At 64.6% G+C, this 15,793-nt stretch carries 17 protein-coding genes, 2 tRNA genes and 1 riboswitch; all 19 genes read left to right on the forward strand.

The window, feature by feature from the left end; translation table 11 throughout:
* Window positions 1–2 precede the first annotated feature (2 nt).
* On the forward strand, window positions 3–743 hold the full coding sequence (locus IPP90_12295) for a PTS sugar transporter subunit IIC (GenBank protein MBL0171492.1): 741 nt from the start codon (window positions 3–5) through the stop codon (window positions 741–743).
* Between the two features lie 7 nt (window positions 744–750).
* On the forward strand, window positions 751–1,578 hold the full coding sequence (locus tag IPP90_12300) for a PTS system mannose/fructose/sorbose family transporter subunit IID (protein ID MBL0171493.1): 828 nt from the start codon (window positions 751–753) through the stop codon (window positions 1,576–1,578).
* Window positions 1,578–1,844: an HPr family phosphocarrier protein gene (locus IPP90_12305; protein ID MBL0171494.1), complete on the forward strand. Its 267-nt coding sequence runs from the start codon at window positions 1,578–1,580 to the stop codon at window positions 1,842–1,844. The genes IPP90_12300 and IPP90_12305 overlap by 1 nt, the downstream gene beginning before the upstream one ends.
* A complete protein-coding gene (locus IPP90_12310) occupies window positions 1,844–2,950 on the forward strand; it encodes a phosphoenolpyruvate--protein phosphotransferase (GenBank protein MBL0171495.1) in 1,107 nt (368 codons plus the stop codon). The genes IPP90_12305 and IPP90_12310 overlap by 1 nt, the downstream gene beginning before the upstream one ends.
* On the forward strand, window positions 2,937–3,617 hold the full coding sequence (locus tag IPP90_12315; protein ID MBL0171496.1) for a phosphoenolpyruvate--protein phosphotransferase: 681 nt from the start codon (window positions 2,937–2,939) through the stop codon (window positions 3,615–3,617). The genes IPP90_12310 and IPP90_12315 overlap by 14 nt, the downstream gene beginning before the upstream one ends.
* Before the next feature lie 65 nt (window positions 3,618–3,682).
* Window positions 3,683–4,855 carry a methionine adenosyltransferase gene (locus IPP90_12320; protein ID MBL0171497.1) on the forward strand — a complete coding sequence of 391 codons (1,173 nt, stop codon included), beginning with the start codon at window positions 3,683–3,685 and terminating at the stop codon, window positions 4,853–4,855.
* Window positions 4,856–4,877: 22 nt separating this feature from the next.
* Window positions 4,878–5,396: a bifunctional nuclease family protein gene (locus tag IPP90_12325; GenBank protein ID MBL0171498.1), complete on the forward strand. Its 519-nt coding sequence runs from the start codon at window positions 4,878–4,880 to the stop codon at window positions 5,394–5,396.
* On the forward strand, window positions 5,393–6,661 hold the full coding sequence (locus tag IPP90_12330) for a hypothetical protein (protein ID MBL0171499.1): 1,269 nt from the start codon (window positions 5,393–5,395) through the stop codon (window positions 6,659–6,661). Before IPP90_12325 ends, IPP90_12330 begins: the two co-directional genes overlap by 4 nt.
* 30 nt (window positions 6,662–6,691) lie before the next feature.
* A riboswitch (cobalamin riboswitch) is annotated at window positions 6,692–6,860 on the forward strand.
* A gap of 194 nt (window positions 6,861–7,054) precedes the next feature.
* Window positions 7,055–7,942, forward strand: coding sequence for an ABC transporter substrate-binding protein (locus IPP90_12335; protein MBL0171500.1), 888 nt, complete (start codon window positions 7,055–7,057; stop codon window positions 7,940–7,942).
* On the forward strand, window positions 7,939–8,922 hold the full coding sequence (locus tag IPP90_12340) for an iron ABC transporter permease (protein ID MBL0171501.1): 984 nt from the start codon (window positions 7,939–7,941) through the stop codon (window positions 8,920–8,922). The genes IPP90_12335 and IPP90_12340 overlap by 4 nt, the downstream gene beginning before the upstream one ends.
* Window positions 8,919–9,215, forward strand: a complete 297-nt coding sequence (locus tag IPP90_12345) for an ATP-binding cassette domain-containing protein (protein MBL0171502.1) — start codon at window positions 8,919–8,921, stop codon at window positions 9,213–9,215. Before IPP90_12340 ends, IPP90_12345 begins: the two co-directional genes overlap by 4 nt.
* Entirely contained in the window at window positions 9,176–9,724 is a 549-nt protein-coding gene (locus IPP90_12350; protein MBL0171503.1) for an ABC transporter ATP-binding protein, read from the forward strand. Before IPP90_12345 ends, IPP90_12350 begins: the two co-directional genes overlap by 40 nt.
* Window positions 9,725–9,789: 65 nt before the next feature.
* Window positions 9,790–10,566 carry a DNA repair protein RecO gene (gene recO, locus IPP90_12355; GenBank protein MBL0171504.1) on the forward strand — a complete coding sequence of 259 codons (777 nt, stop codon included), beginning with the start codon at window positions 9,790–9,792 and terminating at the stop codon, window positions 10,564–10,566.
* 244 nt (window positions 10,567–10,810) lie between these two features.
* Window positions 10,811–11,242, forward strand: a complete 432-nt coding sequence (locus IPP90_12360) for a hypothetical protein (protein MBL0171505.1) — start codon at window positions 10,811–10,813, stop codon at window positions 11,240–11,242.
* A gap of 187 nt (window positions 11,243–11,429) precedes the next feature.
* Window positions 11,430–14,084: an ATP-dependent chaperone ClpB gene (gene clpB, locus IPP90_12365; GenBank protein MBL0171506.1), complete on the forward strand. Its 2,655-nt coding sequence runs from the start codon at window positions 11,430–11,432 to the stop codon at window positions 14,082–14,084.
* A 41-nt stretch (window positions 14,085–14,125) separates the two neighbouring features.
* Entirely contained in the window at window positions 14,126–14,554 is a 429-nt protein-coding gene (locus IPP90_12370; protein ID MBL0171507.1) for a nucleoside deaminase, read from the forward strand.
* An 86-nt stretch (window positions 14,555–14,640) separates the two neighbouring features.
* Window positions 14,641–14,727: transfer RNA gene (locus IPP90_12375), tRNA-Ser, on the forward strand.
* Window positions 14,728–14,751: 24 nt separating this feature from the next.
* Window positions 14,752–14,838 (forward strand) — tRNA-Ser (locus IPP90_12380).
* 253 nt (window positions 14,839–15,091) lie between these two features.
* Window positions 15,092–15,529 (forward strand): SocA family protein, encoded by a 438-nt coding sequence (locus IPP90_12385; protein MBL0171508.1) that lies wholly within the window; start codon window positions 15,092–15,094, stop codon window positions 15,527–15,529.
* The last annotated feature ends 264 nt before the right edge of the window (window positions 15,530–15,793 follow it).

Consider the following 15,793-nt stretch of genomic DNA (forward strand, 5'->3'; position numbering starts at 1 on the left):
GTGTGCTGTCCACGCTCGGTGATCCCGCGTCGTCGACGTTGGTGGAGCCGCTCTGGCATCTGCTGCCACTTTCGATGCTGGCAGGTGTCACGGGGCTCGACGTGGTCAGCTTTCCGCAGGTGATGATTTCGCGACCGCTGGTCGCGGCCACCGTGGCCGGGGCATTTCTCGGAGCGCCGGTGGCCGGTATGGTGTGCGGCGCAGCGCTTGAGTGTCTGGCGCTCGAGTCGCTACCCGTTGGCGCGTCGCGCTACCCCGAGTGGGGCAGCGCGTCGGTCGTCGCGGGAGCGATCGCCGCCCACGGTGTCGAGGGGGCGGCCTTGCCGCACCCCGGCGCATTTGCCGTGGCCGTCATCGTGGGAATCGTGACCGCGTGGATCGGTGGCCTGTCGATGGTCAAGCATCGCCAGCTTATCGCCGCCTTCGCTCGTCCCCGACTCGGACAGCTCGCGGCGGGCAATCGCAATACGGTCGTTGGACTACAGGTGTTCGGTATGACGGTCGACTTGGCTCGCGGCGCGATGATTGGTGCCCTGAGCTATCTGCCGGCGGCGTGGTTTACCAACTGGGCTGACGCCCGCTGGTCAACGCGTGAGGATGTCACCCGCGCGTATGTGGTGGTCGCCGTCGCCGCGGTGGCTGCTGCGGCCGTGTGGAAGGACTTCCATGCGATCAGCGGAACACGTCGATTGTTCCTGGCGTCGCTGGCCGTGGGCACACTGCTGGTGGTGCTTGGTGTCTGATCAACCGATGCCTACGGCCGGCACCGAGGCAACCCCGGCGCGCGGGACTCCGATGGGGGCGTCGGGCCTCGAGTCTGGCCCGTCGCTCGACAGCGCGACCCGGCTGTCCATGCTGCTCCGCACACTTGCCATTCAAGGCTCCTGGAACTACGAGATCCTCGTCGGGAACGGCATCGGGTTCTGCGTCGAGCCCGCGTTGCGACGCCTGCCCGGTGGCATCGACGGCGAGGCCTATCGGCACGCGCTGGCGCGGCAGTCGGTCTACTTCAACGCGCACCCGTATCTCGCTGCACTGGCGGTTGGTTCGCTGGCGCGCGCGGAAGTGGATCAGGTGGCTCCGCTTCGCATCGAGCGCTTCCGTACGGCGCTTTGTGGTCCGTTGGGCAGCGTCGGGGACCGTCTGGTCTGGGCCTCCTGGCTTCCGGCCTGCTCGCTAATCGGACTGCTGCTCTTTGGTCTCGGCTGGTCGGCCCTTGGGGTGGCGGCAGGATTCCTGCTGCTGTACAACATCGGACATCTGGGATTGCGCGATTGGGGACTGCGGGCCGGCTGGCGACACGGTTTGCGGGTGGCCTCGGCGCTTGGGCACCCGGTGCTGCAGCATGGACCGCGCTACATTGGACGGGCGGCGGCGGTGTGTGCCGGATTGGCGCTGCCGCTGGCGGTACATCGAGCGATTGGTGGGGGGGCGCCGGTCTCGCCGGTGCCGATCGGCGTCGCCGTGGCGACGCCGCTGGTCGCGGTACTGTTGGTCCGATTGCACGGACGCGCGGAGGGGTGGCGCGTAGTGCTGCTGTTGCTGGCGATCCTTGTCCTCTACTCGGTGGTCCGTTGATGGCTGAGCGCTCCGTCCAAATCGTCAACAAGCACGGCCTGCATGCGCGCCCGGCGGCCGAAATGGTCAAGGCCGCATCGCGTTTCCTGTGCGACATCACCATTTCGCGTGATGATCTCGAAGTCAACGGCAAGAGCATCATGGGGGTGATGATGTTGGCTGCGGAGTTCGGGGCCAGTATCACCTTGCGTGCGACCGGTCCGGACGCCGATGCGGCGCTTGATGCGCTCGCGGCGCTCGTCGCGTCGCGGTTCGGGGAGACGTAATGCAGTCGGTGCTCCGCGGCATTCCCGCCTCACCTGGAATCGTCGTTGGACCGGTCCACCTCTTGCGTTGGGAGGTGCCGGAAGTGCGCCAGCGCCTCATCACCGACGCCGACATTACATCCGAAATCGCCCGATTGCATGGCGCGTTCGAGAGCGCCCGTGAGCGGCTGCGTCACTTGCGCACACGGGCGGAGGCGCAGGCCGGACCGAAGGAAGCGGCCATCTTCGACGTGCAATTGTCAATCCTCGATGATCGTTCGCTTACCGAAAGCGTTGAGGCGCTCATCCGCCAGAATCTGGGCGCTGACAAGGCGTTCGATCTTATTCTCCTGGAGTGGCGGCAGCATTTCGCGCGCCATACGGCGCCCATGCTGCGGGAGCGCGTTGGTGACCTCACCGACGTGCACATCCGGGTGCTCACGATCCTGATGGGACTTCCGGACCATGATCCGGTCGACGTGCCACGCGGCAGCAATGCGATTCTCGTGACGCATGATCTCACGCCGTCGCTCACGATGCAGTTGGACCGGGACTGCATCGCGGCGATCGCCACCGATGCGGGCACTGCAACCGCCCACGTGGCCATCCTGGCGCGATCACTCGGGCTCCCGGCTGTCGTGGGCCTGCGCAACGCGCTCAAGTACCTCCAGGGTGGCGAAGTGGCCATTCTGAACGGTGCGGAAGGCACCCTCATGATTGCCCCCAGCGAACATGAGATTGCCGACGCGCGCCGGCAGGTCGTCGAGGAGGCCGGGCACGCCGATCAACTGCGCGAACTGGCGCACAGCGAACCGGTGACCCTCGATGCGGTGCGCATCGTGGTGCGGGCCAACGTCGACATTCCCGAGGAGTCCGAGTTGGCGTCGCAGAGCGGGGCCGACGGGGGTCGGGCTCATGCGGACGGAATTCCTCGTCGTGCAACGGGCCGAGATGCCGGACGAGGACGAGCAGTATCGCGCCTATCAACGGGTGGTGCAGGCCTTCGCGGGACGACCGGTCATCATTCGGACGTTCGATGTGGGCGGCGACAAACTGCCGGTCGGCGGGTTCCCATCCGAGCCGAATCCATTCCTCGGCTGGCGTGCCATCCGTATGTGCCTCGATGAGAGCGAGCTGTTCAAGGTGCAGTTGCGCGCCCTCATGCGGGCCGGTGTGCACGGCGATCTGCGCATCATGCTGCCGCTGGTGGTGACCGTCGACGAAGTCCGCGAAACACGGAAGTTGATCGAAGAGTGCGTCGAGGAACTGTCGGCCCGCCGCATTCCGTTCCGCGCCGACCTGCCGCTTGGGGTCATGGTGGAGACGCCGGCCGCAGCCATTGCCTGCGACACCTTGGTGCGCGATGTCGACTTCTTCAGCATCGGATCGAACGACCTGGTGCAATACACCTTGGCAGTCGACCGGGGCAATGCCAATCTCGCCCCACGCTTCACCCCGTTGCATCCGGCCGTGCTCCGACTGATGGCGCAGGTACAAAGCATCGGTTCGGCCAATGGCATCGATGTCTGCGTCTGCGGCGAGATGGCCTCGCAACCGCTGGCGGTCTTCGCCATGCTGGGACTCGGCATTCGGCAACTGAGTGTCGCGCCACGGGCGGTGGCCGGAGTCAAGCGGGTGATTCGCGGGATTCGCCTGGCAGCCGCGGTCGAGGCGGCGCAGGAGGCGCTGTCGTCGGGCACGGCGCGGGAAGTGGAGACGCTGTTGCGCCGCCGCCTGCGTGCGGAGCTCGACGTGCACAATGGCGCCAGCGGCGGGTTGCCCGCTCTCTTCTAGCGGACTAGCGTACGTGACCGGACGCGATCGGCGTCCTGCATGTTCCCCATCACCCCGAGTGCTGCGTGGCCGACCGTCATCTTTTCACCTCGGAGTCGGTGACCGAGGGACATCCGGACAAGATTGCTGATCAGATTTCCGATGCCGTCCTCGACGCCATTCTGACCGTTGATCCCGCGGCCCGCGTGGCCTGCGAGACGCTCGTCACGACCGGATTGGCGGTGATTGCGGGAGAGATCACCACCTCGGCCTACGTGCACCTGCCGGAGGTCGTACGGCAAACCATCCACGACATTGGCTATAACGACGCCAATTTCGGGTTCGATGCCAAGACCTGTGCAGTCATCAGCACCATCGACCGGCAGTCGCCGGACATCGCGCAGGGTGTCGACACCGGCGGCGCCGGCGATCAAGGCATGATGTTCGGCTATGCAACAGACGAAACGCCGGAACTCATGCCATTGCCCATTCAGCTCGCGCATGCACTGACGCATCGGTTGGCCGCGTTGCGCAAGGACGGCACGTTGCCGTGGCTGCGCCCGGATGGCAAGGCACAGGTGTCGGTGGTGTACGAGAACCATCGCCCGGTTGCCGTCGACACGGTGGTGGTTTCCACCCAGCATGACGAAAAGATCGCCAACACCAAGTTGCGTCAGGCGATTCTGCGCGATGTGATCGAGGCCACGATCCCCGAGGAATTCCGCAGCAAAAAGGTGAAGCACCATATCAATCCCACGGGCCGTTTCGTCATCGGCGGGCCGCAGGGCGATGCGGGGCTGACCGGTCGCAAGATCATCGTCGACACCTACGGCGGCATGGGCCGCCATGGCGGCGGCGCGTTCAGCGGCAAGGATCCCTCCAAGGTGGATCGCTCGGCCTGTTACGCCGCCCGGTGGGTCGCCAAGAACATCGTCGCGGCCAAGCTGGCGCGTCGCTGCGAAGTGCAGGTGGCCTACGCCATTGGCGTTGCCGAGCCGGTGTCAGTGTATGTGCAGACGTTTGGAACCGGCATGGTGCCCGACCGTGACATCGAAGCGGCCGTCCGCGAAGTATTCGACCTCACGCCACGCGGCATTGCCCGCGACCTCGACCTGCGCAAGCCGATCTATCGCGCCACGGCCGCCTATGGGCACTTCGGTCGGACACCATACACGGAGGGACGCGGCAAGTCGGCACGGACGTTCTTCACGTGGGAGCGCACCGATCGGGTGGCCGCACTCAAGCGTCACGTGCGGTAAGGCCTCGCGCCCGGAGAGAACGATGGTGGAAGTGGTCGTCGCTCGACTGGGACTGGACAGCGCGACGAATTCGTACGTCGTGATTCTGCGCGAGAAACACGGCGCGCGGATGTTGCCGATCTGGATTGGCAAGCCCGAGGCCGAGTCGATCGTGATGCAGATGAATCAGGTGAAGCGGGAACGGCCGCTGACGCACGATCTCTGCAAGGCGCTCATCCTGGCCCTGGGCGGCGTACTGCGTCGCGTGACCATCAGTCGCGTGGCGAAGAGCACCTACTTTGCCGAATTGCACATCCAATGCGAGAGCGGGATCGTGCAACTCGATGCGCGTCCCTCCGACAGCATCGCGATCGCGCTCCGCTTCGAGGCCCCGATCTTCGCGGACGCGTCGCTGCTCAATGCGCTCGAGTCGGACGACGAAGCCGCGGCCGGCACGGACGCGTTCTTTGTGGCGCCGCCGAATGACGAGATGACGACGGAGCAGCTCAAGGCGTATCTCGCAACGCTCAGACCGGAAGACTTCGGGAAGTTCTCACCGTGAATCGTCTGGGTGGTGCAGGGTGGTTCGGTGTGCTCGCATTGGCCGGTTCGGTGTCGCTGCAGGCGCAGGCGCCACGGCCCGCGACCGGTGCCCCCGTTCTCACGCCTGGCGCGGCGGCCTCACGCGAGGTGGCCGGGCGCGTGCGTCGCCCGGCCAGCGCGGGTGCCGATTCGACCGGCATGGGACCTGCCGCGAATACCTGGGTCACATTGCACCGCGTGGGGAAGGACAGCGCCGGACCCGTCGATTCCGTGCGCAGTGATGCGGCGGGACGGTATCGCCTCACGTGGCGTCCTTTCGGAGCCAGTGATGCGGTCTACTTTGCCGCAGTGAAATGGGGAGGCATCGCCTATTTCACCGCACCGCTGCGTTCCGCGGTGGCCGTCGCGGATGAAGCCGAGATCACGGTGTTCGATACCACGTCAAGGACGTTTCCCCTGTCCATCAAGGGCCGACATCTGATTGTCGGGGCCGTGGATACCAATAACACTCGCACGATTATCGAGGTCTTCGAACTCTCCAACGACAGTCTGCGAACGCTCGTGGCAACCGCGCGCAAACCGCCGTCGGCGACGTGGAGCGTGGCGGTGCCAAGTGTCGCGAGTGACGTGCGGGTGACGCAGGGCGAAGTGGCACCCGATGCGTTCGCGTACGATTCCGGACGCGTGTCGATCTTCGCGCCGATTGCGCCGGGACTCAAGCAGTTGGCGTTCTCGTATCACCTGCCCGCCGAAAGCTTCCCAATCAATGTCCGTGCCGACGATGGTGCGGTGGTGTTTGAGGTCCTGGTTGAAGAAGAGCAGGGCACCGTGCGGGGAGCGGGATTCACGGCCGTTGATCCGGTGACCATCGAGAATCGCCGGTTCCGTCGGTTTCTTGCGCAGGACGTCAAGCGCGGCGGCACCGTCACCCTGGAGTTGCCAGTCACGAAAACGCGGGGCAGGACGTCGTCTGTGGCCGCGCTCCTCGTCGCGCTTGGATTCGTGGTGCTGCTTGTCCTGTCGCGCGTCGTCCAGCGACGAACCACGCAGCAGGGCAACGGCGCCGTGACGCCAGCCGCATTGCGCGAGCGTGCACGCGCCTATGCGCAGTCGACGGCACCGCCGTTGCACGAGCGACTGGCGCAGGAGATTGCCGCGCTCGATGCCACGTTCGCGAAACTGCATTCGCCGTCCGACGCGGTGCGTCAGGCGTACGAGGCGCGTCGAACCGAGCTCAAGGCGGCGCTCGCTGACGCGCTTGCCAGCGTGGGCACGGCGCGGTAGCTTGGCCGTGTCGCGCATTCCGCGTGAAGCACAATTGCAGGTGAACATGGGATACGGAAGCCGGTGGAAATCCGGCGCGGCCCCGCCACTGTAACGGGCAGTCATCACGCTTCACTCGGAACGCCACTGGTCATGATGACCGGGAAGGCGAGTGACGCGGCCCCGAGCCAGGAGACGACCCACGTTCGTGACTCGGACGAAGACCCTCGTGGGGGGGCTCGCGCCACGTGGTGTCGTCAAGAATTGACGTGCATCGCGCGTGCTCGGGCGTCTTCTCGTGGAACAGGACGCCCCATGGTATTCCCCCGATCGGATGTCCGTGCTGCCGCGCGATGGATGGTGCTTGGCGCGATCGGTCTGTGGGCCTGCAGCCCATCGGACCGGCCGGCGACCATGCGTGCATCCGATACGACCCGGTCGGCGATCAGACAGGTGCTGGTGACGGCGGACACCGACGATTTTGGACGCGCGATTCCGCTGGATGTGTCCTCCGCCGAACGCGTCGTGTCGCTCAATCCCACCGCCACCGAAATCATCTTCGCCATCGGCGCCGAGTCACGGTTGGTCGGACGCAGTGCCTGGGATGAATTCCCACCGGCCGCGAAGGCCGTCCCCGCAGTCGGCAACGGCATTCGCCCCAATGTCGAAGCGGTATTGGGCCTGAAACCAACGCTGGTCATCCTCTACGCGACCGCCGACAATCGCTCGGCCGCGGACGCGTTCACTCGTGCCGGCGTTCGCACGATGGCGTTTCGAGTGGATCATATTGCCCAGTTCATGACGTTGACGCGACGACTCGGCGCGGCACTCGGCGCCGTTGATCGCGCGGCAACGGTGGTCGACTCGGTTACGCGGACGCTGGCCCGCGTCAGGGAAGTGACACGCGGCGCGTCGGTGCGCACCGTCGTGTGGCCGCTCTGGCAGCAACCGGTCATGGTGGTCGGTGGCGGCAGCTACCTCGATGAACTGCTCGAAATCGCTGGTGGCCGCAACGTGTTCCACGATCTTGCCCCACCGTCGCCAGTGGCGAGCCTGGAAGAAATTGCGCGCCGAAACCCCGATTGGATCATCACCTCCGTGAAGTCACGGAAAATCATGCGGAGCCAACCGCAATGGCGCGCCGTGCGTGCGGTACGCGACAACCAGTGGATTATCGACGACCCGGATGTGACCGGGCGACCGTCGGTGGTTCTGGGGATGGCCGCGACCGAACTGGCACACGCACTGCATCCGGAGTTGGGGACGCGGTTGCCGCCGCGACATCGCGCGGCGCCCCGGTGACCGGCCTGCGGTGGGTCGTCGGGCTGGGCGTGCTACTGGGTGTGTTGTTGTTTGTCGTCGCGGTGTCGGTGGGCGCGGTGTCAATCCTGCCCATGGACGTGTGGCGGGCGCTGCGAAGCGTCGGCGAGCCAACGCAGATTGCCATCGTGCGTGACCTGCGCGTCCCGCGTGCGCTGCTGGCCGCGTTGGTTGGCGCCGGGCTGTCCATGAGTGGCAGCGCGTTGCAGGGCACGTTGCGCAATGCACTGGCCGAACCGTATCTGCTCGGCGTATCCGGCGGCGCGGCCGTGGGCGCCGTCATCGCGACGGCATTGGGCGTGGCATCACCAACCGCCATCACGGTGTCCGCCTTCGCGGGCGCCGCAGCGGCCACGATGTTGGTCTCGCTGATTGCGCGAGTCGTCGGCGGCGGAACCGATTCACGATTGCTGTTGATGGCCGGTGTGGTCGTCGGCGCGTTTTCCAACGCGGCCATTCTGGTGGCACTGGCCGACGCGCCGCCGGAGCGCTTGCGTGGCGCGCTGTGGTGGATGATGGGGTCGGTCGCCGACGCCACCTGGAGTGGCGTGCTGCGCTTGTGCGTCATGGTTGTGGGGCTCGGGGCGTTGCTGGTGTGGTGGGCCAGAGATCTGGATGTGCTGGCCATGGGCGATGAGTCGGCTGCTGCGCTCGGCGTCGATGCCAATCGCGTGGCACGACGGATCTTCCTCGTCGCGTCGTGGCTCGCGGCGGCAACAGTCGCGGCGGCCGGACTGGTCGGATTCGTGGGTCTTGTGGTGCCCAATCTGGCGCGTGCCCTCGGCGCGCGGCGTCAGCGCGCGGTGATGCTGGTTGCCGCCGTCTACGGCGCAGCACTCATGATTGGCGCAGATCTGCTGGCGCGCACGGTGCGCGCGCCGGCCGACCTGCCTCTGGGGGCTGTGACCGCGCTCATCGGCGTGCCGTTCTTCCTGCTGCGCCTTCGGCGAATGGAACGATGAACGACACACCCGCGCTGACTTTCGATGATGTGGTGGTGCGATATCCCGGACGGACGATCCGAGCGCTGGATGGCGTGTCGTTGACGGCGCACACCGGTCGTCTCACCGCGGTGGTCGGACCGAATGGCAGTGGCAAGAGCACACTGGTGCGCGCCTTGTTGCGACTGGTACCGCTGGAACGGGGCGGTATTCGCGTGGACAGCGCGCCACTGGCGTCTGTACCACCGCGGCATTTGCCCGACAGGTGGCAGTCGTGCCGCAGCGCGAAGAGCCGGCGGTGCCCATGTACGTGAACGACTTCGTCGCGCTGGGACGTCATGCGCATCGCGCGGCGTTTGGTGCGCTCGGCGTACGGGATCGCCGCTGCATTGACGACGCCCTCGCGCGCGCCGGCATGGCAGACGCAGCGACACGTCGCACCGACCAGCTGTCAGGCGGTGAGTGGCAACGCGTACGCATTGCGCGGGCGTTGGCACAGGATGCACCAGTACTGGTATTGGACGAGCCGACCACGTTTCTCGACATCGCGCACGAGATGGCGGTGTTTGAATTGCTCGACACTCTCGCGCGGGAGGGGCGTGCCGTGCTGCTGGTGAGCCATCAACTCAATCTCGTGGCACGTTTCGCTTCGCATATTGTGGTGTTGCATCAGGGCACCGTGGCCGCCGCTGGAACCGCGAACGATGTCATGCGGGGGGAATTGCTGGAACGGGTATACGATTGGCCGCTGGTCATTACCCGGGATCCGGCCGTGGGCGCACCGTCTTTGCTCCCTCTCAGAAGTAGAGGGCCCCGGCGATAGTAGGGTTCACCCGTCTCCCCGTCTGCTGTCTCCCGTCTCCCGTCTCCCGTCTATTTCCTCCCCCCGTGCCCCTGCTCGTCACCGAAGCGATCGTCCTGCATGTTGCCGACTATCTCGAGTCGTCGCGGATCCTCCGCCTCGCGACGCGTGAGGCGGGCGTGCAGTCGGTGGTGGCGCGGGGGGCGCGCAATTCGCGCAAGCGCTTCGGGAGCGCGATCGATTTGTTCGCGCAGGGACAGGCGCAGCTGGACATCCGACCGGGGCGGGACCTGCATGCGCTGGTCAGTTTCGATGTCGCCCGTTCGCATCCCGGTCTCGCCGAACACTTGGCTCGATTCAGCGCTGCGTCGGCCTTCGCCGAAGTCGCCTTGCGGGTTGTCCACGAGGAAGCCGCGCCGCTGGTGTTCGAGGGGTTGGCCCACGCGTTCGCCGACATGGCCTCGCGGGACGGGGACGCGGCCACGGCCGTCGCCCTCGGCGCGCTCTGGCGGCTGGTGCGCGATACGGGTTTTTCCCCGTCGCTCGATCGGTGTGCCGAGTGCCACGCGGAAGTCAGTGTGAGTGAGGAGGCGATATTCAGCTATCAGGCCGGCGGGATCCTCTGTGGCCGATGCGCAGCTCGCACGCCAGGCGGGCGTCGGCTGCCCGCGGCGGCCAGACGGGTTGTCGTAGGATGGTTGAATGACGATTATGCCGAACTCAGCAGTATTGACGCAAAGGCCCATCAACGCCTACTTCGCGAGTTCATCGGGCATCACCTGACGGACGGACGGCCACTCCGCGCCTTTGCCAGTTGGGAGTCAGGCGGGCTGGCCGCTGACAGGCTCCATAGCGCTCCGTAAAGCTCTAAAAGACATATGGTTATGGTTCACGCGCATTGCCGGCTGGCGGCCCGGTCGGTTGCCTGCCGGCGCTTTCGTCAGTCTCCTGATTGGTGATGCGCGACACAGAGAACAGGCCCGGTCACTTGCTTGACTCCACGAATCGCGCTCCCTAGCTTCACAGATGTAGGTCCCTGATGGTCAACCATTCACCCTCAATTGGAGACTTCGACTAGCCACCTGATTCGTCAGTCGGAGAAGCAACATGAAACGTGTGGGGACAGCACTGGGTCTGGTGCTCGCTCTCGCCGCGTTCATGCCACGAGAGTCTCAGGCGCAGGACACTCGGGCGAAGAAGGCGGACGCAACACTCCGCCAGAACTACCCGAACCCGTTCAATCCTGAGACAAAAATTCCGTTCAGTGTGGGAGACCCGCCAAGCTGTACTGATAACGGCAAGCAGTATCGGGTAAGCCTCAAGGTGTACAACGTGTTGTCACAACTTGTCGCCGTGCCGGTATTGCAGGGTCAAGCACAGTCCTTGGACAACGTGACCATTTCCTGTGGCGAGTACACGGCCTACTGGGATGGAAAGGTGCTGAACACTGGACGAGAAGCTGCCTCGGGTGTGTACTACTATCGCCTTGAGGTCAACGGCGTATCACTGCCGTTAAAAAGGATGCTCGTGGCGAAGTAGCATCGCGGTAGACACCACGAACCCGTACGACAATTCATGATGGCGCGCCGGGTGAGCGGACCCGGCGCGCCATTTTGTATTTTTGGCCGTAGGGAGTGCCATACCAGCAGGCCCGTCATCGATCAGATGACGCATCCTGCAGTTCTGGCCGATTGCGTTCGGCATTCTTGTTGCCAGCTTCTTACGTATGATCAATCCCGATCGCCTGACCGTGAAGAGCGCTGAAGCGCTCAATGAAGCCGTCGCGCTGGCCCGCAAGGCCGGCAACCCCTCGGTATACGACCTCCATCTCCTCCTCGCCCTGTTGGCGCAGGACGAAGGGATTGTCGTGCCGATTCTCCAGAAGGTCGGCGTCAATGTCACCGCGCTGCGCGCGGCGGCCGATCTGGAAGCCGGGCGCTATGCGAAACAGAGCGATGCGCAACCGTCGTTCAGTCGCGAGATCACGTCCGTGGTCGATGCGGCCGAAAAGGAAGCCAAGCTCCTTGGCGACGAGTTCATCTCCACCGAACACATGCTGTTGTCGCTGGCTGATGTCAAAGGCATCGACAGCAGTCGCCTGCTGGCCACGGTGGGCGCGAATCGTCAGGCGTTGCTTGACGCCCTCAAGTTGGTGCGCGGCGCGCACAAGGTCACGGATCAGTCGCCCGAGCAACAGTATCAGGCGCTGCAGCGCTACACGCGCGACCTCACCGACGCCGCGCGACGGGGCAAGCTTGATCCGGTGATCGGGCGTGACGAAGAGATTCGCCGTGTCATTCAGGTGTTGTCACGCCGGACCAAGAACAATCCCGTGCTGATCGGTGAGCCCGGTGTCGGCAAGACCGCGATCGCCGAAGGGTTGGCGCAGCGCATCATCAGCGGCGATGTGCCCGAGGGCCTTCGCAACAAGCGGTTGGTGTCCCTCGACATGGGCGCGCTCATTGCGGGTGCCAAGTTTCGCGGCGAGTTCGAAGAGCGATTGAAGGCCGTGCTCAAGGAAATCACGGCCGCCGAAGGGCTGTACGTGGTGTTCATTGACGAACTGCACACCATTGTGGGCGCAAGCAAGGCCGAGGGGAGCATGGACGCGGGCAACATGCTCAAGCCCATGCTGGCGCGCGGCGAACTGCGCGTCGTTGGCGCCACCACGCTGGATGAGTATCGCCTGCACGTCGAGAAGGACGCGGCGCTCGAGCGCCGCTTCCAGCCGGTGTTCGTCGGCGAGCCCAGCGTGGAAAGCACGATTGCCATCTTGCGTGGACTCAAGGAACGCTATGAATCGCATCATGGCGTGCGCATCACCGACGGCGCGGTCGTGGCCGCGGCCACGTTGTCCAATCGGTACATCGGCGATCGCTTCCTGCCCGACAAGGCGATCGACCTCATCGACGAAGCCGCCTCCCGATTGCGCATCGAGATCGACTCCGTGCCGCAGGTGATCGATGAAGTGGAGCGCCGTATCGTGCAGCTCGAAATCGAGCGGCAGGCACTGCGCAAGGAAACCGATCCCGCGTCGATTGAGCGGCGAGCGACACTCGAGCGCGAGCTCGCCGATGCGAAGGAACATGCCGCGGGGATGCGCGCGCAATGGCAGCGCGAGAAGGACACCCTCGGCGCCGTTGGTCGCATCAAGCAGGAAATTGAGCAGACGAAATTCGAGGCGGAGAAAGTCACGCGCGCCGGAGACCTCAACAAGGCCGCTGAAATTACCTACGGGCGCATTCCGCAGTTGGAGCGCCAGATGAAGGAGGCGGAAGCGCAGTTGGGGAGTCAGGGCGGTCGTCCGCAATTCCTGAAGGAAGAAGTGGGCGCCGACGACGTGGCGGAAATTGTCGCCCGATGGACGGGCATTCCCGTGACCCGGATGCTCGAGTCGGAACGCGAACGCCTCACCAAGCTGGAGGAGGTGCTGGCCACGCGAGTGATCGGGCAGGGCGAAGCGGTGCGCGCCGTGGCCAACGCGGTGCGCCGCTCCCGTGCCGGACTGCAGGATCCCAACCGACCCATCGGGTCCTTCATTTTTCTCGGGCCGACGGGTGTCGGCAAGACGGAAACCGCTCGCGCATTGGCCGAGTATCTCTTTGATGACGAACACGCCATGGTGCGCATCGACATGTCCGAGTACATGGAGAAGCACGCCGTCGCGCGACTCATTGGGGCGCCGCCAGGGTACGTGGGGTACGAGGAAGGGGGGCAGCTGACCGAAGCCGTGCGCCGTCGTCCGTACTCGGTGATCCTGTTCGATGAAATCGAGAAGGCGCATCCCGATGTCTTCAACATCCTCTTGCAGTTGCTGGATGATGGACGGCTGACCGACTCGCAGGGTCGCACCGTCGACTTCCGCAACGCCGTGGTCATCATGACATCGAACGTGGGCAGTCAGTTGATTCTCGAGCGCGCGCAGACACACGAGCCATGGCCACAGGTCGAGCAGGACGTGCTGGCGGCCATGCGTGGGGTATTCAAGCCGGAGTTCCTCAATCGCATCGACGATATTGTCGTGTTTCATCCGCTTGGTCGGAGCGACATCGATCACATCGTCGATTTGCAGTTGGCGCATTTGCGCAAGTTGCTGACCGATCGCAAGCTCACCATCGTGCTCACCGATGCGGCGCGTCGTCAGTTGGCCGATGCGGGATACGATCCGGTGTTTGGCGCCCGGCCGCTCAAGCGCGCGGTGCAGCGCATGCTGCAGAATCCGTTGGCGCTGGCCGTGCTCGAGGGAACGTTCAAGGAAAACGACATCATTGTGGCCGAAGCGGGCGAAGGCGATGCGTTGACGTTTCGCCATGGCGATGGCAGCGAGATCGACGCCGCGAACCCGTCGGCTACGGTGTCGACGGTCGCGATCGCGACGTGACGGGGACGCACGCGCCACTGTTGGCCGGTGAGATGGACGCCATGCGCGCCGCCCTCGAGGAAGCACGGGCGGCGGGACTGGCCGGGGAGGTTCCCGTGGGGGCCGTGGTGGTGCAGGACGGCGAGATCGTGGCGCGGGCGCAGAATCGCATGCGCCGCGACACGGACGCGACCGCGCACGCGGAAATGCTGGCCATTCGTGGCGCCATGCGTTTGCTGGGGGAAGACCGCTTGGCCGGCTGTACCCTGGTGGTTACGCTGGAGCCGTGCGCCATGTGCGCGGGCGGTATCGTGCTCGCGCGGGTGGGGCGTCTGGTATTGGGGGCGTGGGACGACAAGGCCGGCATGTGCGGGTCTGTGGGCGATCTGGTGCGTCATCCGAAGCTGAATCACCGTCCGGAGGTAGTTGGCGGTGTGCTGGAGGCGGAGTCTGGCGCCCTGTTGCGCGACTTCTTTGCCATGCGTCGTTGACACCGGGACGCTTCGTTTTATTAATACGAGCTGTACCGGAACACATTGGTGGTGCTGGAAGGCGTGGCACCAGTGTCCCGTCCCAAGGATAGGTGGCCGAGTGGTTGAAGGCACCGGTCTCGAAAACCGGCGTGCCCGCAAGGGTACCGTGAGTTCGAATCTCACCCTGTCCGTGCTTGACGCAGGACCGCTTCCCCGGATGGGTGGCCGAGTGGTTTAAGGCGCACGCCTGGAAAGCGTGTGGGGTCGCAAGGCTCTCGCGAGTTCGAATCTCGCCTCATCCGCTAACCCCGTAACGACTTAGCCGTCGTTGCGGGGTTTGTGCTTCCGCAGGCGGCCGCCCCCCCTGCCTTTCGTTGGCCGCAGAAGAGTATTGGTAATGTGCATAGAAAGGCCATGTGCGAAGTGGGAGCAGCGGGGTAAACGCCACTTGCCAACGTCACCAGCTGTGGCAAACTTGTTCACCTGCCGCGAGTTCCCGAATAGCCCCCGAAAACGACCATCGGTGCATTCGATTCGCAACCGGAGACTCCCCCAATGACCGCGCAAACCGTTGCTGACTATTTCCTGACGCTCGGTGACCCCGAAGCGGGTGATGGCATCAGCAACATGAAAATCCAGAAGCTGCTGGACTACGCCCAAGGCGTGCACCTTGCCATGGCCAACAAGCCGCTCTTCGACGACCCGATTGAAGCGTGGCGTTTTGGGCCCGTCGTGCCTGACGTGTACCATCGTTTCAAGACACATGGTTTTGAGAGTATCCCCGTGCCTCGCGATTTTGACGTCAGCGCGCTCAGCGCCGATCAGCGCTCCATTCTTGGTGATGTGAATGAAGCGTACGGGCAGTTCTCTGCGTGGAAGCTTCGCGATATGACTCACGACGAAGCGCCGTGGCGTGATGCCGACTCCCGCGGTCCAAACAGCGTCATCACGCACGAGGCGCTGCGTGCATTTTTCCTGACTCGGCTCGTTTAGTCCAGCCACGTGGCCGACCATCGAATTCGGAAGCCAAAGGCCTCTGGAGGTGGCCGGATAGCGCCGCCCGCCGATCCTGCGTCGACTCAGGGCGAGTCGCCCGTGTTTTGTCTTCGTTTCTTGTGCAAGGGATATGGTACTCGAGATTGCGAGGCCGGTGCGTCTCAACAATTTGTTGAGCGCCTGAGCAACATGTGCGCCCTCACGTGGCAGTCAATCCATGACACGGATCACCGGAATGGGATGGGGATGGAAAGCATCCCC

The sequence above is a fragment of the Gemmatimonadaceae bacterium genome (assembly GCA_016720905.1).
Classification (GTDB): Bacteria; Gemmatimonadota; Gemmatimonadetes; order Gemmatimonadales; family Gemmatimonadaceae; genus Gemmatimonas.